Source organism: Halomonas heilongjiangensis (assembly GCF_002879645.1).
Lineage (GTDB): Bacteria > Pseudomonadota > Gammaproteobacteria > Pseudomonadales > Halomonadaceae > Halomonas > Halomonas heilongjiangensis.
This window is the reverse complement of record NZ_PNRE01000075.1, coordinates 60,385-80,244: the sequence shown is the minus strand read 5'-3', so window position 1 is coordinate 80,244 and position 19,860 is coordinate 60,385. Positions and strand designations below refer to the sequence as shown.

Sequence of the window (19,860 nt, the reverse complement as noted above, 5' to 3'; positions counted from 1 at the left end):
AGCGACACCCTGCTGTTAATAAAGATAAAAATCAGACATGCCACCGATATCCCCCATCGCTCATCTCACCCCTCCTTGCCCATGGGTGGTGCGAACTTACTGCTTGCGGCATCATTCTGGAGCAATGAAGATCTTGAAAATGAAGACAACTATAACAAGTGCAGAAATCGAAACAGGTGGAGACCCTATGGAAAATAACGCTAGAATCGAATGACCAATAAAGGGGGATTTCCGATGACATATCCAGCCGCTGAAGTCACCGATGGTGTTAACGCCATTGAAAGCATTATCAAGGAATGGCAAGACCCCTACCTGGTGCAGGACCTGGTGACCGCCGGTGCCCTGAAAGGGATTTCGGTCGAGGAGGAACGGGTACGCGTCAGGGTGGAACTGCCCTACCCTGCCCGCGGCCACCGGCAGGCCTGTGCCAGCGCCCTGGCTGAAACGATCCGGAACGCGACCGAGGCCTCGCAGGTCGACGTCGAGGTGAGCTGGAAGGTCGCCGTCCCGACCACCCGGGGCGGGCTCTCGCTACTGCCCGATATCAAGAACATCATCGCCGTGGCCTCGGGCAAGGGGGGCGTCGGCAAATCGACGACAGCCGTCAACCTGGCCCTCGCCCTGGCCGCCGAGGGGGCCCGGACCGGCATCCTCGATGCGGATATCCATGGCCCCAGCCAGCCGCACATGCTGGGCCTGAGTGGCAAGCCCGAGTCGCCGGACGGCAAGCGCATGGAGCCCATGGAGGGGCACGGGCTACAGGCCATGTCGATCGGCTTTCTGATCGAGGAGGACTCCCCGGTGATCTGGCGCGGGCCCATGGTGACCCGCGCCCTGACCCAACTGCTGACCGACACCAACTGGCGCGAGCTGGACTACCTGATCATCGACCTGCCCCCCGGCACCGGCGACATCCCCATGACCCTGGCGCAGAAGGTGCCGATCAGCGGCGCCGTCATCGTCACCACCCCCCAGGACATCGCCCTGCTGGATGCCCGCAAGGGGCTGCGCATGTTCGAGAAGGTCGATGTGCCCGTGCTGGGCCTGATCGAGAACATGAGCACCCACCTCTGCAGCCGGTGCGGTCATGAGGAGCCCATCTTCGGCCATGGGGGCGGGCAGCGCATGGCACGGCAGTATGGCGTGGACCTGCTCGGCGCCCTGCCGCTGGATATCCGCATTCGCGAGGAAGCCGATGGCGGCCGACCCACGGTGATCGCCGACCCCGAGGGTGACCTGGCGACGATCTATCGCGATGTCGCCAGGCGAGTGAGCGCCCGTCTCGCCCGGCAGCCCTCTTCCCCGCTCGTGGCCGGCCCCCGCATCCTGATGACGGAGGCCTGAGACCCGGGCGGCGCCGGCTCAGCCGCCGGCGAACAGCGTCTGCTCGAGGAAGGTGTAGGCCAGCGCCTGCATATGGGCCCGCTGACGGTTGTCGGCGGCGCCGCCGTGGCCGCCCTCGATGTTCTCGTAGTAGAGCACCGGGTGCCCCTGCTCGCGCATCCGCGCCATCATCTTGCGGGCGTGGCCGGGATGGACCCGGTCGTCGCGGGTGCTGGTCATCAGCAGCAGCGGCGGGTAGTCCGCCGCGGCGTCGAGGTTGTGGTAGGGCGAATACCCGCGCAGGAAGGCCCAGTCGTCGCCGTCGGGATCGCCGTATTCGGCCATCCACGACGCGCCGGCGAGCAACTCGTGGTAGCGGCGCATGTCGAGCAGCGGCACCTGGCAGACCACGGCGCCGAACAGCCGGGGATACTTCACCAGCATGTTGCCCACCAGCAGGCCACCGTTGGAGCCGCCCTGGATTCCCAGGTGCCGGGGTGAGGTGATGCCGCGGGCGATCAGGTCCTCGGCGACCGCGGCGAAGTCCTCGAAGGCCTTGTGGCGATGCTCCCGCAGCGCGGCCTGGTGCCAGCGCGGCCCGTACTCGCCGCCGCCGCGGATATTGGCGACCACGTAGACGCCGCCCCGGGAGAGCCAGCCGCGCCCCACCCCGGGGCTGTAGGACGGCAGCAGCGAGATCTCGAAGCCGCCGTAGCCATAGAGCAGGGTCGGGTTGGCGCCGTTGGCCTCGACACCCTCCCTGCCCACCAGGAAGTACGGCACCGGGGTGCCGTCCCGGCTGGTGGCGAAGTGCTGGCTGACGGTGAGCCCCGTGGCGTCGAACAGCGCCGGCGCCTGCTTGAGCGGCTGCGGTACCTCGCCGACCCGGCCGTGGTAGAGCGTGGTCGGCGTAAGGTAGTCGCTGACCACCATGAACACCTCGTCGGACTCCTCGTCGTCCACCGCGCTCAGGCTCACCGTGCCGAGCTCGGGCGCCCCGGCCAGCGGCTCGCACGACCACTCGCCGTCGCCGGGGGTGAGCACAAGGAGCCGGTTCCTGACGTCGTCGAGGACATTGAGCACGAGGTGGTGACGGGTCCAGGTGGCATCCGCCAGGGAGGTGCACTCGGTCGGCGTGAACAGCACCCGGAAGTCGCGCTCGCCGGCCATGAAGGCGTTGAAGTCGGCGGCCAGCAGCGCCCCCGCCGGATGGGTCGTGTCGTCGAGCGTCCAGGGCTCGCGCAGCTCCAGGGTCAGCCAGCGCCGGTGTACCTGCTTGCGGGCCGAGTTCGGCGCCTCGACCTTGCGCAGGGTGCCATCCGGCTCGCGCAGGTAGAGCTCGTTGTCGTAGAAGGCCCGGGCGCGGCTGACGAAGTCGCGCTCGTAGCCGCGAGTATGGTCGCGCATGGCGCCCACCACCATGTCATCGGCATTGCCCTCGAACACCGTGGTGGCCTCGGCGAGCGGGGTGGCGCGCCGCCACGCCTTGACGAGGCGCGGGTAGCCCGAGGCGGTCAGCGAGCCCTCGCCGAAGTCGGTGTAGGCGTAGACGCTGTCATGGTCGATCCAGGCGAGCCCCCCCTTGGCCTCGGCGCGGAAGAAGCCGTCGTCGACCCAGCGCTTCTCGACGAGGTCGAACTCGCGGGTCACGTCGGCGTCGGCGCCACCCCGCGACAGCGCGATCAGGCAGTGGCGCCAGGGCGCGTCCGGGTCGCGTGGCTTGAGGCAATGGGCGCCGTGCCACACCCAGTTCTCGCCCTCGGCGGCGTTGAGGGCGTCGAGGTCGAGCAGCACCTCCCAGGCCGGCTGAGGCTGGCGGTACTCCGCCGGCGTGATGCGCCGCCACAGCCCCCGCGGATGATCCTTGTCCTGCCAGAAGTTGTAGTAGTGCGCGCCGCGCTTGACCACGAAGGGGATGCGGTCGTCGGCCTCGAGGATCGCCAGCAGGTCGTCGCGCAGGGCGGCGAAGCCGGAATCGGCCAGCCGCGCCTGGCTCTCGGCGTTGCGCGCTTCCACCCAGGCCAGGGCGCGCGCGCCCTCGACCTCTTCCAGCCAGCGATGGGGGTCGGCCGCCTCCCGGTCAGGGCCTGTGGTGGAATGGCTCGGCATGTCGGCTCTCCTGCGCTGGATGATCGCCTCACCCTAGCAGAGTCGTCCCTTCCTAGCCGCCGGTCATGTTCATGAAGCGCACCACCTGCACCTCGCCGTCGGTGGTGAAGTGATGGCGCTCGGGCTTGCGGGTCATGGCGGCGACGATGGCCGCCTTGAGGCGCTCGCGGTCACCGGGGTGGCGACGCATCAGGCCGCGCAGGTCCAGCGAGTGCTCGTTGCCGAGGCACAGCAGCAGGCGACCCTCGGCGGTGACCCGCACGCGGTTGCAGGCATCGCAGAAGTTGTGGCTGTGGGGGGAGATAAAGCCGATCCGACTATCGCTGTCGGGCATGCGGAAATAGCGCGACGGCCCCAGGGTGCTCTCGGTGGTGGGCACCAGGGCATGGCGGGTCTCGATGGTCGCGCGTACCGCATCGCTGCCGCAGAAGGTCTCGGCCCGGTCATGGCCGGTGACCCGGCCCAGCGGCATCTCCTCGATGAAGCTGATATCCACCTTCTCCGCCCTGGCGAATGCCACCAGGTCGAGCACCTCGTCGTCGTTGCGCCCCTTGAGGATCACCGCATTGAGCTTGATGCTCTCGAAGCCGGCGTCGCGGGCCGCGCGGATGCCGTCGAGCACCCGGGCCAGCTCGCCGGTACGGGTCAGGGCACGGAAGCGTCCCGGGTCGAGGGTATCCAGGCTGATATTGAGGCGCGTCAGGCCCCCGTCGCGCAGTGCCCTGGCGTGCTTGACCAGGCCGGCGCCGTTGGTGGTCATGGCGAAGTCGCGCAGCCCCGGCAGCGCCCCGACCTCATGTACCAGCTCGCCGATGCCCCGCCTCACCAGCGGCTCGCCGCCGGTGAGGCGGATCTTCTCCACGCCGAGCTCGACGAAGGCCCGGCACAGGGTGGCCATCTCCTCGAGGGTCAGCACCCGGGCGCGGGGCAGGAAGGTCATCTGCTCGGCCATGCAGTAGACGCAGCGGAAGTCGCAGCGGTCGGTGACCGAGAGCCGCAGGTAGCGGATGGCACGGCCGAAGCCGTCGACCAGGGAGGTCATGAGGGGCACTCCGCCGTCGACGCGTCGCGCATCGTCCGGTCCATCGGCAGCCGGGCGATCAGTTCGCCCACGCCCTCGGTGACCTCGGCGATGGTCACCTCGCCGTAGAGGCGACCCTTGCGCTTGCGCAGGCCCTGGTCGTAGAGCCTGACGTGCTCGGTGGGGGTCACCCCGGCGTTCGCCAGGCAGTGGCTGGCGCAGTGCAGTTGGCAGCCGTCGATGGCCACGATCGGGCGCCCGGAGCGGGCGGTGCGCACCAGGGGCGGTACGCCGCCGCCCACCCCGGCGATGCAGGACATCTCCGCCACGCCGGCGTGGTCGAGCCGCAGGGCCACCTCGTTGGCCAGCTGGGCCACGTCGGAGCAGCCGGAGCAGGCATAGACCAGGGCGCGTGGCCGATTCGCTTTGCGGGACATCTCGCCTCCCTCGTTGCGGGGTTCAGTCGTCGGTCAGCAGGGTGTCGCGCAGTTTCTGCTCGTCGAGTACCACCAGCCGCTGACGGTCGATGTTGATGGCACCACTGTCACGCAGCTTGCCGAGCAGGCGCGACAGGGTCTCCGGGGTCATGGCCAGCTGGGCGGCCAGCCAGCGCTTGGGAATGGTCAACCGCACCACCCGCGGTCCCTTGGCACGACTGCCGGGCAACTGGCGCAGGATATAGCTGACCAGCCGTGCCATGGCGTCGGCCTGGGTCAGCAGCGCCATGTCCTCCAGGCGTTCGGTGAGTTCCAGGGCCAGGCGGCTCATGAACTCCGCCCGGCAGGCCGGGTGGGTGTCCATGAGCGCACGGCAGCGGGGGGCGGGAATCGCCAGCACGTGGGTGCGGCGCAGCGCCTCGGTGGAATAGAGGTAGACGCCCTCGCTGGACACCATGCTCAGCTGGCCCAGGGGTCCGCCACGCTCCACGCAACGGATGGTCGCCTGGCGGCCGTCGATGGTGTCGCGCACCAGCCTGACCACCCCGCTTATGACGATGTAGAGCCAGTGCGCCGGGGCGTCCTGGCGGAACAGCCATTCGCGGCTCTTCAGGTGGCGCACCTCCGAGGCCGCCAGCAGGGCGTCGACCTCGTCGTCGTCGAGTGCCGAGAGCCAGGGCACCCCGTGCACCAGGTCACGCAGCTGCCGGGGCCGGAACAGCAGCTCAGTCGAGGAACTGGGCGACGGGACAGAATCCATGGGCATTCCCTTCCTCCACGTGGGTATCGGCTTCGATCATCAGGTAACCGTGGGCCTGGCTGGCGGCACCGAGCATATGCGAGCCCTGACCGCCCGCGAGGAACGCCACGGGGGCGCCGCCGGTCCAGTCGAGCACCACCCGCAACAGTTCGCGGCGCCCGCGCGCGCCGCGCTGCGAGAAACCGGCCACCACCGGGTAGTACTGCAGCGGCGCCGGGGCACGGCCCTGGCGACCGTGCACGAAGGGCAGCGCCAGCCACTGCCAGCCGACCAGCGAGGCCACCGGGTTGCCGGGCAGGCCGATCAGCGGCGTGCCGCGCTCGGCATCGGGGCCCAGCCAGCCGAAGGCGAAGGGCTTGCCGGGCTTGACGGCCACGCCGTGGAAGGCGATACCCCCCAGGCGCTCGAGCACCGGACGCACATGATCCTCCTCGCCCACCGAGACGCCGCCGGTGCAGATCACCAGGTCGGCGCTGCCCCGCGCGACGATGAACGCCTCGCGCAGGGCCGGGACCGTGTCGCCGACGATGCCCAGGTCGAGCACCGCGCACTGCTGCTGCGCCAGCAGGGCACGCAGCATGGCGGCGTTGCTGTTGTAGACCTGCCCCGGCCCCCGGGGCGAGCCCGGCTCGATCAGCTCGTCGCCGGTGGAGATCAGCGCCACCGTGAGGCGCGGGCGCACCGGGACCTCGGCGATGCCGTGGCTGGCCAGCAGGGCGATGGCCGCCGGGGCCAGGCGCGTGCCGGCGGCTAGCAGCCGCTCGCCGGCACGGGTCTCCTCGCCACGACGGCGGATATTGGCGCCGGCCGACACCGCCCCCTCGACATGCACGTGCCCCCGGGCATCGAGCCGGGTGCGCTCCTGGGGCACCACGGCGTCGGCGCCCAGCGGCACCGGCGCCCCGGTGAAGATGCGCGCACAGCCACCTGGCGGCAGGTGCAGCACCCCGGCGCCGGCGGGCACCCGCTGTGCCATCGTCAGGCCACAATCCTTCGCCCTGGCGTCCTCGAGATCGGCCAGGCACAGGGCGTAGCCGTCCATGGCGCAGTTGTCGACGCCCGGCAGGTCCAGCGCCGCCATGACGTCCTCGGCGAGCACGCGGCCGGTGGCCCCGGCCAGCGCCAGGCGCTCGCTGCCCGCGACCGGCACCGCGGCCTCGATCAGCCGGGCACGGGCCTCGAAGAGATCGAGCAGGCCCGGGGTGACGACCTCCGCGCAACCGCAGTTCATATCACGGCTCCAGCCCGGCCGGACGACTGGCGGCTCGTGCAGCGTCCGGCCTCTGGCAGCACCATGGCGACGAAGTTGCAGGGCCGGGTGCGGGCGTCGAGCTGGGCTTTGACGATGCCGTCCCAGGCGGTGGCGCAGGCCTTCGGCGAGCCCGGCATGGCGAAGATCAACGTACGGTTGGCCACCCCCGCCACGGCCCGGGACTGAATCGTCGAGCTGCCGATGGCCGCGAAGGAGAGCTGGCGGAACAGCTCGCCGTAGCCGTCGATGGCCTTGTCGAACAGCGGCGAGAGCGCCTCGGGGGTGGTGTCGCGGGGCGTGAAGCCGGTACCGCCGTTGACCAGGATCGCCTGGATGTCGTCGCGCACCACCCACTCGGAGATCACCGCGCGGATGCGGTAGACGTCATCGGGCACGATGCAGCGCGCCACCAGGCCGTGGCCGGCCTCGGTCAGGCGGCCGCTGAGCAGGTCGCCGCTGCCGTCCGCGTCGAAGCCGCGGGTATCGGAGACGGTCAGCACCGCCATGCCCAGCGGCACGAAGGGGGCCTCGGCATGCACATGGGCCATCGGGAATCCTCCGTCACTGCATCAATGAACGGCCGGCATCGTCGTCCAGGGTGACCCCCTCGACGCCGATCTCGGCCTCCAGCGCCAGCAGGTAGTGGCGCAGGGCACGGCGGGTGGCCTGTTCGCGCAGGCTGTGACGGACATGCTCGGCGACCCGCTCATAGGGCAGCTCGCGCCCCTCGACACGCTCGTCGATGCTGACCAGGTGCCAGCCGTAGCGCGAGGCCAGCGGCCGTTCATGGAGGCCCTCGGGCAGGTGCTGCAGGGCACGGTCGAGCTCGGCGACGGTCTGTCCCGGGGCCAGCCAGCCCAGCTCGCCACCCTGCTCCTTCGACGGGCACGCCGAGTGGCGCTGGGCGAACTCGGTGAAGCGCTCGGGCACTGCCTGCAGCTCGCGGATCAGCGTCTCGCCCAGGCGATAGCCGGCATCGCGGGCCTCGGCATCGTCCGGGGCCGCGGCCAGCAGCATGTGGCGTACCCGCAGGCGGGTGGGCTCGCTGAAGCGCTCGGGATGGGCGGCGTGGAAGCGCCGGCAATCCGCCTCGGCGGGGTCCGGCACGTCCAGCTCCTGCTCCAGCAACTCGGCGATGGCGGCATCGGCCTCGTCGAGTTCGCCATTGACCGCATCACTCAGGCCCAGGGCCGCGGCGCGCTGGCGCAGCAACTCGCGCACCACCAGCGCACGGGCCGCCTTGAGCTGGGCAGTGCCGGCGCTGTCCGCCGGGTGGTACTGCATCTCCTGGGCGATGGCGGCCTCCTCGATGGTGGCCTCGCCGACCCGGATGGGCGGGGGGCTGGCGCCCCCCGGGATCTGTTCGATATCGATCTTCTGCATGGCGGTTAATCCTTGATGCTTTTCTGACAGGAGGGGCTGTTCCGGCGGCAGGGCTGCGAGGAGGCGCTGTGAACCCCTCCCTGGGCGCTACCGACGCCATCCCTGGCGTAGGACCTCCTCTTCGCCCTGCCCCCGGCGCCCCTGCCGGAGGTGTGGGCAAGGCCTGTCTCAGCCCCGGCGGCGGACCAGCTGGTAACGGCGCGTCACATAGCCGAAGGGCACGCTCCAGACGTGGACCAGCCGAGAGAAGGGGAACAGCAGGATGATGGTCAGGCCGATGAAGATATGGATCTTGTAGATCCAGGAGACCTCGGCCATGTAATCGGCCGCACCACCGCTGAAGAAGACGATGGACTGCGCCCAGCTGGACAGGGTGAGCATCATCTCGCCGTCCATGTGGCCCAGCGAGAAGATGATGGTGATCATGCCCAGCCCCGCCTGGAAGACGATCAGCCCGAGGATGACGTTGTCCATGACGCTCGACGAGGCCTTGACCCGCGGATTGGTCAGGCGACGGTAGAGCAGCATGGCGCCACCCACCACGCACATGGTGCCGGCGATGCCGCCCACCACGATGGCCAGCAGCTGCTTGGTGCCGGCATGCAGGAAGGGCGCATAGACCCAGTGGGGCGTCAGCATGCCGAACAGGTGGCCGAAGAAGATCACCAGGATGCCGACATGGAAGAGGTTGCTGGCCAGGCGCATGTTCTTCGACGAGAGCATCTGGCTGGAGCCGGTCTTCCAGGTGTACTGGCCATGGTCGTAGCGCAGCAGGCTGCCGACCAGGAACACCGTACCGGCCAGATACGGATAGTAGCCGTAGATCAGGTGTTGCAGGTATTCGGAAAACATGGCGATTCTCCTTCAGCTGGCAGCCGGGCCGGTGCCAGGCATGATACGTACGGGGTCACTGGGCACCTCACGCTTGCGCTCGGCGAGACGGCGTCCCTCGGCGGACTGCAGGGCGCAGTCCTGGTCGGACGCGGCGGAGAAACGCACCGCCTCCTCTTCCCACACCTCGTCCAGCGCCTCGGGGGTGTCGTCGCGGGGCTCCTCGACGACCCGCTCGCGGTGGGCGGCGACGTCGGCCTCGGCACCGATCAGCGCCAGCAGCGCCAGGGGCACCAGGGCGTGGTCGGCGTCGCGCTCCTCCAGCCGAGCGGCGAGCAGCGCCAGGATGTGGCGGATCTCGCCCAGCCAGCGCCCGATGTCGGCCTCCGGTCGGGTCGAGAGGTACTCCAGGAACAGCGGCAGGTAGTCCGGCAGCTCACGGGCGTCGAGCTCGAAGCCCGCGGCGCGGTACTCGGCCAACAGGTCGACCATGGCCTGGCCGCGGTCGCGGGACTCGCCGTGGACGTGTTCGAACAACAGCAGCGAGGTGCTGCGCCCGCGATCGAACAGCGCCACGTACTCGGCCTGCAGCTCCATCAGGTCGGCATCCAGCAGACGCTGGCACCAGTCCATCAGGGCGGTGCGCAGCGTCGCCGGTAGCCGGAGTTCGGCATCGGTGATCTCGATCATCTCCGGCGCCGCGGCCTGCAGCGCCTCGGTCGGGTAGTCGAGCAACCGGGCCAGCACGCGCAGGCTCAGCATGTCCGGCTCCGTCGCGGGGTGTTGCATCGCTGCCTCAGCCATGACCGACCTCCTCGGCTTGCGGATCATAGGTTTCCACCGGCTTGACCAGAGTGGTGGTGGTCTTGCGACCGCCGAACAGGCTGTCGCCGCTCTCGCCGTGGCAGCCATCGCCGAAGCTGAAGCCGCAGCCGCCGCGCTCCGGGAAGGCCTCGGTGGCCATCTCACGGTGGCTGGTGGGGATCACGAAGCGGTCCTCGTAGTTGGCGATGGCCAGGTAGCGGTACATGTCCTCCACCTGGGCCTCGGTCAGGCCGACGCTCTCCAGCACCTCGGTCTCGGCCTGGCCTTCCACGTGCTTGCCGCGCATGTAGAGGCGCATGGCCATCAGGCGCTTGAGCGCCAGCACCACGGGCGCCTCCTCACCGGCGGTGAGCATGTTGGCCAGGTACTTGACCGGGATGCGCAGCGACTCGATCTTCGGCATCACGCCGTCGAACTCGACCTTGCCGGCCTCGGCGGCGGACTGGATCGGCGACAGCGGCGGCACGTACCAGACCATCGGCAGGGTGCGATACTCGGGGTGAAGTGGCAGCGCCAGGCCCCAGTCCATGGCCAGCTTGTAGACCGGCGAGGCCTGGGCGGCCTTGATCACGTTGTCGGTGATGCCGTCCTTCCTGGCCTGGGCGATCACTTCCGGGTCGTGGGGGTCCAGGAAGATCTCGCGCTGACGGTGATAGAGGTCGCGCTCGTCCGGTGAGCTGGCCACCTCCTCGATGCGGTCGGCATCGTAGAGCAGCACGCCGAGGTAGCGGATGCGACCCACGCAGGTCTCGGAGCAGATGGTCGGCTGGCCGGCCTCGATGCGCGGGTAGCAGAAGATGCACTTCTCCGACTTGCCGGTCTTCCAGTTGTAGTAGATCTTCTTGTAGGGGCAGCCGGAGATGCACATCCGCCAGCCGCGGCACTTGTCCTGGTCGATCAGGACGATGCCGTCCTCCTCGCGCTTGTAGATCGCCCCGCTCGGGCAGCTCGCCACGCAGGTCGGGTTGAGGCAGTGCTCGCACAGGCGCGGCAGGTACATCATGAAGGTGTTCTCGAACTGGCCGTAGATGTCGGCCTGGATCTGCTCGAAGTTCGCGTCCTTGCGCCGCTTGGCGAACTCGGTGCCGAGGATCTCCTCCCAGTTCGGGCCCCACTCGATCTTGTTCATGCGCTCGCCGGAGATCAGCGAACGCGGCCGCGCGGTGGGCTGGTGGTCGCTCTGCTTGGCGGTGTGCAGATGCTGGTAGTCGAAGGTGAACGGCTCGTAGTAGTCGTCGATCTCCGGCAGGTCGGGGTTGGCGAAGATGTTCGCCAGCACCCGCCACTTGCCGCCGATGCGCGGCTCGATGCGGCCATCCTTGCGACGCAGCCAGCCCCCCTTCCACTTGTGCTGGTTCTCCCACTCCTTGGGATAGCCGATACCGGGCTTGGTCTCGACGTTGTTGAACCAGGCGTACTCCACGCCCTCGCGGCTGGTCCAGACGTTCTTGCAGGTCACCGAGCAGGTGTGGCAGCCGATGCACTTGTCGAGGTTGAGGACCATGCCTACCTGGGAACGAATCTTCATTTCACGGCCTCCTGCACGGTGTCATTACCCTCGCCATCCAGCCAGTCGATCTTCTTCATCTTGCGTACGATGACGAATTCGTCGCGGTTGGAGCCGACGGTGCCGTAGTAGTTGAAGCTGTAGGACAGCTGCGCGTAGCCCCCGATCATGTGGGTCGGCTTGGGGCATACCCGGGTCACCGAGTTGTGGATGCCGCCGCGGGTGCCGGTGATCTCCGAGCCCGGCATGTTCAGGATCCGCTCCTGGGCGTGGTACATCATCGCCATGCCGTTCTTGACCCGCTGGCTGACCACCGCCCGGGCGGCGATGGCGCCGTTGGCGTTGTACAGCTCGATCCAGTCGTTGTCCTCGACGCCGATGGCCACGGCGTCATCCTCTGACATCCAGACGATGGGGCCGCCCCGCGACAGGGTCTGCATCAGCAGGTTGTCGCTGTAGGTGGAGTGGATGCCCCACTTCTGGTGCGGGGTGATCCAGTTCAGGGCGATCTCCGGGTTACCGTTGCCCTTCGTCTCGGCCAGGCTGATCGCCGCCTTGGTGTCGATGGGCGGACGATAGACCAGCAGGCTCTCGCCGAAGGCGCGCATCCAGGGGTGATCCTGGTAGAACTGCTGGCGACCGCTGACGGTGCGCCACGGGATCAGCTCGTGGACGTTGGTATAGCCGGCGTTGTAGGAGACGTGCTCGTCCTCGAGGCCCGACCAGGTCGGGCTGGAGATGATCTTGCGCGGCTGGGCGACGATGTCGCGGAAACGGATCTTCTCCTCCTCCTTGGGATGCGCCAGGTGGGTATGGTCGCGCCCGGTGATCTTCGACAGGGCTTCCCAGGCCTTCACCGCCACCTGGCCGTTGGTCTCCGGCGCCAGCGCCAGGATCATCTCGGCGGCGTCGATGGCGGACTCGATCCGCGGCCGTCCCTGGTGCGGCCCGTCCAGCTTGCGGTGGTTGAGCCTGCCGAGCAGCTCGACCTCCTTCTCGGTGTTCCAGCCGATGCCCTTGCCGCCGTTGCCGATGCTCTCGAGCAGCGGCCCCACGGAGGTGAAGCGCTCATAGGTCTCGGGGTAGTTGCGCTTGACCTCGATCAGCGCCGGCATGGTCTTGCCGGGGATCGGCTCGCACTCGCCGCGCTTCCAGTCCTTGACCTCGACCTGGGCCAGCTCGGCGGGGGAGTCGTGCTGGTGCGGCAGGGTGACCAGGTCGGTCTCCTCGCCCAGGTGCCCCACGCACGCCTTGGAGAAGGCCTTGGCGATGCCCTTGTAGATGTCCCAGTCGCTGCGCGACTCCCACGCCGGGTCGGTGGCCGCGGTCAGCGGGTGGATGAAGGGGTGCATGTCGGAGGTATTGAGGTCGTCCTTCTCGTACCAGGTCGCCGTGGGCAGCACGATGTCCGAGTAGAGGCAGGTGGTGGACATGCGGAAGTCCAGGGTCACCAGCAGGTCGAGCTTGCCTTCCGGCGCCTCGTCGTGCCACTTGACCTCTTCCGGCTTCTGGCCGCCGGCCTCGCCCAGGTCCTTGCCCTGAATGCCGTGGCGAGTGCCCAGCAGGTACTTGAGCATGTACTCGTGGCCCTTGCCGGAGCTACCCAGCAGGTTGGAGCGCCAGATGAACATGTTGCGCGGGAAGTTCCGGGGGTCGTCCGGATCCTCCGCGGCGAAGGCGAGCTTGCCACGCTTCAGCTGGTCCACGGCGTAGTCGGCGGTGGACAGGCCGGCGGCCTTGGCGTCCCTGGCCAGGCCGAGCGGGTTGGTGCCGAGCTGGGGGGCGGAAGGTAGCCAGCCCATGCGCTCGGAGCGCACGTTGAAGTCGATCAGGCTGCCGGGATAGTCCTCGACCCTGGCCAGCGGCGAGAGGATCTCCTTGATTTCCAGCTTCTCGTAGCGCCACTGGGAGGAGTGGTTGTAGAAGAAGGAGGTGGAGTTCATGTGGCGCGGCGGGCGCTGCCAGTCGAGGCCGAAGGCCAGCGGGGTCCAGCCGGTCTGCGGACGCAGCTTCTCCTGGCCCACGTAGTGGGACCAGCCACCGCCGCTCTGGCCAATGCAGCCGCACATGACCAGCATGTTGATTAGCCCGCGGTAGTTCATGTCCATGTGGTACCAGTGGTTCATGCCGGCACCGACGATGATCATGCTGCGCCCCCGGGTCTTGTCGGCGTTGTCGGCGAACTCACGGGCGATGCGGGTGGCCTGCTCGGCGGGCACGCCGGTGATCTTCTCCTGCCAGGCCGGGGTGTAGGGCTTGACCTGGTCGTAGGCGGTGGCGCCGTCGTCCTCGCCTTCTTTTCCAAAACCGCGGTCGATGCCGTAGTTGGCGCACATCAGGTCGAACACGGTCACCGCCAGCACGTCGCTGCCGTCGGCCTTCTTGAGGCGCTTGGCGGGCAGGCTGTGGAACAGCAGATCGTCGCTGGCGCCGCCGCTCTTCACATGGTCGAAGTGCTCGTGGGCGATGCCGCCGAAGTAGGGGAAGGCGACCCTCGCCACCTCGTCATGCTGCTCGGCCAGGGTCAGCAGCGGCTTGATCTCGGTGCCTTCGGCGTCCAGCGACTCGAGGTTCCACTTGCCCACCTCATCACCGGTCTCGCCGCTATTTTCACCCCAACGAAAGCCGATGGAGCCGCGCGGCACGACGAGCTGGTCGCGGGTCTCGTCCCAGGCGACGGTCTTCCACTCCGGGTTGTTGCCCTGGCCCAGGCTCGCCTCGAAGTCGCTGGCGCGCATCTGGCGACCCGGCGCGTAGCTGCCGTCCTCGCGGGCCTCGAGCTCGACCAGGAAGGGCATGTCGCTGTAGCGCCGCACGTAGTCGGTGAAGTAGGCGCTGGGCCTGTCGAGGTGGAACTCCTTGAGGATGACGTGACCCATGGCCATGGCCAGCGCCGCGTCGGTGCCCTGCTTGGCGGAGAGCCACTCGTCGGTGAGCTTGGAGACCTCGGCGTAGTCCGGGGTGATCGAGACGGTCTTGGTGCCCTTGTAGCGCACCTCGGTGAAGAAGTGGGCGTCCGGGGTGCGGGTCTGGGGCACGTTGGACCCCCAGGCGATGATGTACCCGGAGTTGTACCAGTCGGCGGACTCGGGCACGTCGGTCTGCTCGCCCCAGGTCATCGGCGAGGCCGGCGGCAGGTCGCAGTACCAGTCGTAGAAGCTCATGCACACGCCGCCGATCAGCGACAGATAGCGGCTGCCCGCGGCGTAGCTGACCATGGACATGGCGGGGATCGGCGAGAAGCCGATGATGCGGTCCGGGCCGTACTGCTTGGCGGTGTAGACGTTGGACGCCGCGATCAGCTCGTTGAGCTCATCCCAGTTGGCGCGCACGAAACCGCCCATGCCGCGGGCCCGCTTGTATAGCTTGGTCCGGGCCGGGTCCTCGACGATGGAGGCCCAGGCGTCGACGGGATCGCCCTTCTCGGCGACGGCCTCGCGCCACAGCTTGAGCAAGGGCTTGCGGATCAGCGGGTGCTTGAGACGGTTGGCGCTGTACAGGTACCAGGAGTAGCTGGCGCCGCGTGGGCAGCCCCGCGGCTCGTGGTTGGGCAGGTCCGGGCGGGTGCGCGGGTAGTCGGTCTGCTGGGTCTCCCAGGTGACCAGGCCGTTCTTGACGTAGATCTTCCAGCTGCACGAACCGGTGCAGTTGACGCCATGGGTGCTGCGCACGACCTTGTCGTGCTGCCAGCGCTGCCGATAGCCGTCCTCCCAGCCGCGGGTTTCCGTGCGCAGCTCGCCGTGGTCGTCGGCGAAGGGCTCGCGAGTCTTGCGGAAGAAGTTCAGCCGATCAATGAAGTGACTCATGGTCGCTCTCCAGGCTCCTCGAAAGATGTGTGACCGCTTCCGGCCACCCGGCCCGCCGTGCCGCGTGGAGCTCGTGCCGCACGCCAGGCAGGTTCATGGCGAGGATTCTGGGCGATCGATCGGCGAATTACTGCCCGGTTACCTCCATATACCGCGCCTCTACCCCCAAGGGGATAGAGGCCATGAAACGAGGGGATAAGCCGATGATGGCAGGGCCGTCAGGTCGCCGCGCGGGGGGTCCTGGCGTGGTCGGCGAGCATCACCAGCATGCACACCACCAGCGAGCCATAGAGGAACATGAAGCCGGCGCTACGGATGCCGATCCACTCGTTGCCGAGCACGAACATCATCGGCAGCAGCGCGGCGAAGAGCCCCCCCAGGGTCAGCGCCAGGCCGCCCACCAGCGGCATGTCAGCGCCGTGGTCGCGGTGGATCAGCCGCATCAGGCTGCCCTTGCCGATGCCCATGCCCAGCCCCATGGGCACCAGCAGGGCCATGAACCACCACAGCGGGGCGCTGAAGCGCAGGGTCAGTTCCCCATGGACCCCCTGGATCTGCATGGTGAAGGGGGGGTAGGAGAGCAGGAAGAGACAGACCAGCACGAAGGCGCTGACCCACCAGCGCAGGGCCTGGAAGTCGCGCCAGTCGGCCAGTGCGCCGCCGAGCACCTGTCCCAGGCCCACCGCCAGGGTGAACGGCAGCGCCCAGAGCGCCGCACTGCCGAGTGGCAGCCGGTACTGGGCCGCCAGGTAGCCCGGCAGCCATAGCGCCAGCGCCACGAAGGCGCCGAAGAAGAAGCTGTAGACGAAGGCGAGTCGCCATAGCCGCCAGCAGGCCAGGCGCTCCCGCGCCCCGCGCCAGCCACCGGCCACCGGCCCTGGATCATCGAGCCCGAGCGCCTCATCCACTGTCCGAGGGGTGGTCTCGACCGGGTCGTCGGCGAACAGCCACAGCAGTCCCGCCACCAGCAGTACCGGCAACAGGTAGAGCTGCGGCGCCAGGCGCCAGCCATAGGCCTGGCTGATCAGCGGCAGCAGCAGGTAGCTGAGCCCGGCGCCGAGCATGCCGGCGCCGTAGAGCCCCAGCGCCAGGCCGGCATGCCGACGGGGCCCCTGGGTCGCCACGTAGACCAGGCCGGCCGCCAGCGACCCGGCCCCCAGCCCCAGGCCGGCACCGGCCAGCAGGAACTCCAGGTAGTGGCCCGCCTGGCTGATCCACCACAGGAAGGGGCAGATCCACAGCAGGCAGCCGAGCATCACCTTGCGCCCACCGACCTTCACCGCCAGGCCCGCCATGGGCAGGCTGGCCAGGCCGCCCACCAGCATGGGCACGGCCAGCAGGGCGGCGAAGGCGACCTCGCCGAAGCCGAGCGCCGCCTTGAGCTCGAGGCCCAGCACGGCGAACAGCGTCCAGCAGGCGAAGACCAGCGCGAAGGCCAGTGGCGAGAGCACCACCACCACCAGCGAGCGGTAACCACCCTCGGCATCGCGGACGGGGTCTTCCCGGAGGGGCATCATGGGATGGCGGGGCTCCGAGCAAGGGAACGGAACAATGGGAAAATTCTCGTGAGCCTTGGCCCGCCGGTCAAAAGGGCATGCGAGGTACACCTTTGAGGGGGCAGGGCCTACCTACTAGGGTATAATGGAAGCCTCGTGACTCCTTCAGCCCGCCCCGATGCCGGAGGGCCCGCCTCACCGATGAAACTGCTGCAACGTTCCCTGGTGGCCCGCATCATCGCCTCCCTGCTGGCGATCAGCGCCATGGCCCTGATCAGCATCGTGGTCACCATGACCGTGGCCGGAGGCAGTCGCGGCGATGCCGCCGCCATCAACATGGCCGGTTCGCTGCGCATGAACACCTACCAGATCGTTGCCGCCCTGCAGCGCTATCAGCAGCAGCCGGAGGCCGAGCACCGCGAGCGCGCACGCGCACTCGCGGTGCGCTTCAAGGAGCGCCTGACCAGCCCGCAGCTGACCGGCGCCATGCCCGGGGCGGCCGATCACGCCCTGCAGGTCCAGTACCGGCGGCTGCTGGAGCGCTGGGACCGGGAGCTCGCCCCCCAGGTCGAGGCGGCCGTCGCCGGGGGACGAATCGAGACCGGCGAGCTCCATGCCAGCCTCGATGGACTGGTGGGCGAGATCGATGCCCTGGTGACCCTGCTCGAGGAGAACAGCGAATCGAAGATCCGCCTGCTCAGCGCGCTGCAGATCCTCTTCCTGGGGCTGACCGCCGTGGTCGTGGCCATCGCGCTGTACGATATCCGCCACAACCTGGTCACCCCGCTGCGCCAGCTGATGGTGCTGGCCAGGGAGGCCGCCCATCGCAACTTCGACCATCGCACCCGCCTGCAGGGCCACGACGAACTGGCGATGCTCGGCCGCACCCTCGACACCATGGCCGAGGAGCTCGGCGCCAGCTACGCCGAGCTGGAGGAGCGCGTGTCGCGCAAGAAGGCCGAGCTGGAGCGCAGCAACCTGGCCATGCAGGTCATGCACGACGGCAGCCGCCAGCTCTATGGTGGCGGCAACGACCTGTGCTCCAGTGCCGCGCCCATGCTGCGCCGTCTCGAGCAGCTGCTCGAGATCGGCCCCATCCGGTTGTCGCTCAACGATCCCCACGACGACCGCCAGATCCCGATACTCGCCACCCACTCGGCGCGTCGCCCCGAGTACTGCCGCGACCACGACTGTCACGCCTGCCTGATCGACCCGCGGCCACTGCGCCTGGGCGAGACCGAAGAGGGCGAGTGCCTGCTGCTGCCGGTGAGTGTCGGTGACGAGATGCTCGGCACCCTCGAGGTCTGGTACCCCAGGAAGCAGCCGCTGACCAGCAGCACCCGTCGCCTGCTCAACGCCCTGGCCGACCAGTTGGCCACCGCGGTCTACCTGCAGCGGCGCATCGAGGAGCAGCAGCAGGTGTCGCTGATGAACGAGCGCACCATCATCGCCCGGGAACTCCATGACTCCCTGGCCCAGTCGCTTTCCTACCTGAAGATGCAGGTGGCGCGGCTCGAGCGCATGCAGCAGAAGGACATGCCCCGGGAGGCCCAGGCCGCCGTGTTCGACGAACTGCGCACCGGCCTCGACAGTGCCTATCGCCAGTTGCGTGAACTGCTCACCACCTTCCGCCTCAAGCTCGAGGGGCCGGGGCTCTCGAGCGCCCTGCGCCAGACCACCGCGGAGTTCGCCGAGCGCATGGCGGCGCCCATCGAGCTGGACGTCGACGTGCCGCCCCACCTGCTCAATCCCAACGAGGAGATCCACGTCCTGCAGGTGGTCCGCGAGGCCCTGGCCAATATCCACAAGCACGCCCGGGCCCACTGGGCCGGGGTCTCGGTGCGCTTCGCCGAGGCCCGCATCCGGGTGCGGATCGAGGACGACGGCATCGGCCTCGAGGACGACCGTTCGCCACCCATGCACTACGGCCTGGTGATCATGCGCGACCGTGCCGAGACCCTGGGGGGCGAGCTGAGGCTGCGCAATCGCCCCGCCGGTGGCACCCTCGTCGAGCTCGTCTTCACGCCCCAGACCGCACGCCTGATTACCCAGCAACCCGCTTCACATGTCCCGGACACTGCCACCGACCCCGTCGCTGGGCACCGGTCCGCCGATGAGCGCATCGCGCTCAAACACCATGGCAACAGGGAATAAGTCACGATGGCCACGCCTGCCCACGATACGCCCGCCAGCATCCTGATCATCGACGACCACCCGCTGCTGCGCCGTGGCGTCTCCCAGCTGCTCGAGCTGGAGGACGACCTCGCGCTGGTCGGCGAGGCCGGCGAGCCCGAGGAGGGCGTGCGGCTGGCCGCCGAGCTCGACCCGGACATGATCCTGCTCGACCTCAACATGCCGGGCATGAACGGCATCGAGACCCTCAAGCGGCTGCGCGAGGCGGACTATGCCGGGCGCATCGTGATGTTCACCGTCTCCGACCACGAGGAGGACGTGGTGGACGCCCTGCAGAACGGTGCCGACGGTTACCTCCTCAAGGACATGGACCCCGACGAGATGGTCCGCCAGCTGCGCCAGGTGGCCCTGGGGCGCATGGTGATCAGCGAGAGCCTCACCGCCCTGCTCGCCGAGGCACTGCGCAACCAGCGCAGCCGGCCGGTGGCACCGGACCTCCACAGCCTGACCCAGCGCGAGCGGGAGATCCTGCGCGAGCTCGCCGCCGGGCTCTCCAACAAGCTGATCGCCCGCAAGCTCGACATCACCGAGGGCACCGTCAAGGTCCACGTCAAGCACCTGCTCAAGAAGCTCAACCTGCGCTCCCGGGTGGAGGCCGCGGTGTGGGCCGTGCAGGAAGGCGTCGACCGCTAGGACGCCCCTACCCTCGTCCCGGTTCTCTGTGGATACCTCCAAATAATCCCCTGGCCGCGCCGGCGGCCCTGCCCCTACCCCCCGTTCGAAAAAAGCGCTGGGCTATCAACCGGATGGCCCCATACCCCGGCTACTCCACAAGAGGTATTCCGCTGATTTTTCGGCATTTTCAGCCAGTTTCGCCCCCTCGAGCCGCGGCGTATCTTTCGCCTCAAAGCCTCGTGCGTTGATCCGTGTCACGCCGTGGACCGCAAGGCGGGGCGCAACGGTAATACCCAAGGGGA

At 68.5% G+C, this 19,860-nt stretch carries 15 protein-coding genes; 3 read left to right on the top strand and 12 right to left on the bottom strand.

Going from position 1 to position 19,860, the window contains the following annotated elements; translation table 11 throughout:
* Window positions 1–234: 234 nt before the first annotated feature.
* On the top strand, window positions 235–1,344 hold the full coding sequence (gene apbC / locus C1H66_RS16915) for an iron-sulfur cluster carrier protein ApbC (protein WP_102629050.1): 1,110 nt from the start codon (window positions 235–237) through the stop codon (window positions 1,342–1,344).
* A gap of 18 nt (window positions 1,345–1,362) precedes the next feature.
* Here apbC and C1H66_RS16910 read toward each other — a convergent pair whose 3' ends face one another.
* The 12 genes from C1H66_RS16910 to C1H66_RS16855 form a co-directional block, all read right to left on the bottom strand.
* Window positions 1,363–3,432, bottom strand: a complete 2,070-nt coding sequence (locus C1H66_RS16910) for a prolyl oligopeptidase family serine peptidase (RefSeq protein ID WP_102629049.1) — start codon at window positions 3,430–3,432, stop codon at window positions 1,363–1,365.
* Between the two features lie 52 nt (window positions 3,433–3,484).
* Window positions 3,485–4,474 carry a GTP 3',8-cyclase MoaA gene (moaA, locus tag C1H66_RS16905; protein ID WP_102629048.1) on the bottom strand — a complete coding sequence of 330 codons (990 nt, stop codon included), beginning with the start codon at window positions 4,472–4,474 and terminating at the stop codon, window positions 3,485–3,487.
* On the bottom strand, window positions 4,471–4,890 hold the full coding sequence (locus C1H66_RS16900; RefSeq protein WP_102629047.1) for a putative zinc-binding protein: 420 nt from the start codon (window positions 4,888–4,890) through the stop codon (window positions 4,471–4,473). The genes moaA and C1H66_RS16900 overlap by 4 nt, the downstream gene beginning before the upstream one ends.
* A 22-nt stretch (window positions 4,891–4,912) precedes the next feature.
* Complete coding sequence (locus C1H66_RS16895) at window positions 4,913–5,650, bottom strand: Crp/Fnr family transcriptional regulator (protein ID WP_102629066.1); 738 nt, start codon at window positions 5,648–5,650, stop codon at window positions 4,913–4,915.
* Window positions 5,616–6,881, bottom strand: coding sequence for a molybdopterin molybdotransferase MoeA (locus C1H66_RS16890; protein WP_102629046.1), 1,266 nt, complete (start codon window positions 6,879–6,881; stop codon window positions 5,616–5,618). The genes C1H66_RS16895 and C1H66_RS16890 overlap by 35 nt, the downstream gene beginning before the upstream one ends.
* The gene (gene moaB / locus C1H66_RS16885) at window positions 6,878–7,450 is read right to left on the bottom strand and encodes a molybdenum cofactor biosynthesis protein B (protein ID WP_102629045.1); all 573 of its coding nucleotides are present in this window, start codon (window positions 7,448–7,450) and stop codon (window positions 6,878–6,880) included. The genes C1H66_RS16890 and moaB overlap by 4 nt, the downstream gene beginning before the upstream one ends.
* Before the next feature lie 13 nt (window positions 7,451–7,463).
* Window positions 7,464–8,285: a peptidylprolyl isomerase gene (locus C1H66_RS16880; RefSeq protein ID WP_102629044.1), complete on the bottom strand. Its 822-nt coding sequence runs from the start codon at window positions 8,283–8,285 to the stop codon at window positions 7,464–7,466.
* Window positions 8,286–8,453: 168 nt separating this feature from the next.
* On the bottom strand, window positions 8,454–9,137 hold the full coding sequence (narI, locus tag C1H66_RS16875) for a respiratory nitrate reductase subunit gamma (RefSeq protein ID WP_102629043.1): 684 nt from the start codon (window positions 9,135–9,137) through the stop codon (window positions 8,454–8,456).
* 12 nt (window positions 9,138–9,149) lie between these two features.
* The gene (gene narJ, locus C1H66_RS16870; protein ID WP_102629042.1) at window positions 9,150–9,920 is read right to left on the bottom strand and encodes a nitrate reductase molybdenum cofactor assembly chaperone; all 771 of its coding nucleotides are present in this window, start codon (window positions 9,918–9,920) and stop codon (window positions 9,150–9,152) included.
* The gene (narH, locus tag C1H66_RS16865; protein ID WP_102629041.1) at window positions 9,913–11,469 is read right to left on the bottom strand and encodes a nitrate reductase subunit beta; all 1,557 of its coding nucleotides are present in this window, start codon (window positions 11,467–11,469) and stop codon (window positions 9,913–9,915) included. The genes narJ and narH overlap by 8 nt, the downstream gene beginning before the upstream one ends.
* Window positions 11,466–15,254, bottom strand: coding sequence for a nitrate reductase subunit alpha (locus C1H66_RS16860; protein ID WP_102629040.1), 3,789 nt, complete (start codon window positions 15,252–15,254; stop codon window positions 11,466–11,468). Before C1H66_RS16860 ends, narH begins: the two co-directional genes overlap by 4 nt.
* Before the next feature lie 218 nt (window positions 15,255–15,472).
* Window positions 15,473–16,771 (bottom strand): MFS transporter, encoded by a 1,299-nt coding sequence (locus tag C1H66_RS16855; protein WP_102629039.1) that lies wholly within the window; start codon window positions 16,769–16,771, stop codon window positions 15,473–15,475.
* Between the two features lie 180 nt (window positions 16,772–16,951).
* Between C1H66_RS16855 and C1H66_RS16850 the strand changes: the two genes are divergently transcribed.
* Together C1H66_RS16850 and narL are read left to right on the top strand one after the other, a co-directional pair.
* Window positions 16,952–18,904, top strand: a complete 1,953-nt coding sequence (locus C1H66_RS16850) for a type IV pili methyl-accepting chemotaxis transducer N-terminal domain-containing protein (RefSeq protein ID WP_102629038.1) — start codon at window positions 16,952–16,954, stop codon at window positions 18,902–18,904.
* Window positions 18,905–18,910: 6 nt separating this feature from the next.
* Complete coding sequence (narL, locus tag C1H66_RS16845) at window positions 18,911–19,576, top strand: two-component system response regulator NarL (RefSeq protein ID WP_102629037.1); 666 nt, start codon at window positions 18,911–18,913, stop codon at window positions 19,574–19,576.
* Window positions 19,577–19,860 lie beyond the last annotated feature (284 nt).

Coding starts and splice junctions, on each gene's coding strand:
- apbC (WP_102629050.1), top strand. CDS start 235: ATGACATATCCAGCCGCTGAAGTCACCGATGGTGTTAACGCCATTGAA.
- C1H66_RS16910 (WP_102629049.1), bottom strand. CDS start 3,432: ATGCCGAGCCATTCCACCACAGGCCCTGACCGGGAGGCGGCCGACCCC.
- moaA (WP_102629048.1), bottom strand. CDS start 4,474: ATGACCTCCCTGGTCGACGGCTTCGGCCGTGCCATCCGCTACCTGCGG.
- C1H66_RS16900 (WP_102629047.1), bottom strand. CDS start 4,890: ATGTCCCGCAAAGCGAATCGGCCACGCGCCCTGGTCTATGCCTGCTCC.
- C1H66_RS16895 (WP_102629066.1), bottom strand. CDS start 5,650: ATGGATTCTGTCCCGTCGCCCAGTTCCTCGACTGAGCTGCTGTTCCGG.
- C1H66_RS16890 (WP_102629046.1), bottom strand. CDS start 6,881: ATGAACTGCGGTTGCGCGGAGGTCGTCACCCCGGGCCTGCTCGATCTC.
- moaB (WP_102629045.1), bottom strand. CDS start 7,450: ATGGCCCATGTGCATGCCGAGGCCCCCTTCGTGCCGCTGGGCATGGCG.
- C1H66_RS16880 (WP_102629044.1), bottom strand. CDS start 8,285: ATGCAGAAGATCGATATCGAACAGATCCCGGGGGGCGCCAGCCCCCCG.
- narI (WP_102629043.1), bottom strand. CDS start 9,137: ATGTTTTCCGAATACCTGCAACACCTGATCTACGGCTACTATCCGTAT.
- narJ (WP_102629042.1), bottom strand. CDS start 9,920: ATGGCTGAGGCAGCGATGCAACACCCCGCGACGGAGCCGGACATGCTG.
- narH (WP_102629041.1), bottom strand. CDS start 11,469: ATGAAGATTCGTTCCCAGGTAGGCATGGTCCTCAACCTCGACAAGTGC.
- C1H66_RS16860 (WP_102629040.1), bottom strand. CDS start 15,254: ATGAGTCACTTCATTGATCGGCTGAACTTCTTCCGCAAGACTCGCGAG.
- C1H66_RS16855 (WP_102629039.1), bottom strand. CDS start 16,771: ATGATGCCCCTCCGGGAAGACCCCGTCCGCGATGCCGAGGGTGGTTAC.
- C1H66_RS16850 (WP_102629038.1), top strand. CDS start 16,952: ATGAAACTGCTGCAACGTTCCCTGGTGGCCCGCATCATCGCCTCCCTG.
- narL (WP_102629037.1), top strand. CDS start 18,911: ATGGCCACGCCTGCCCACGATACGCCCGCCAGCATCCTGATCATCGAC.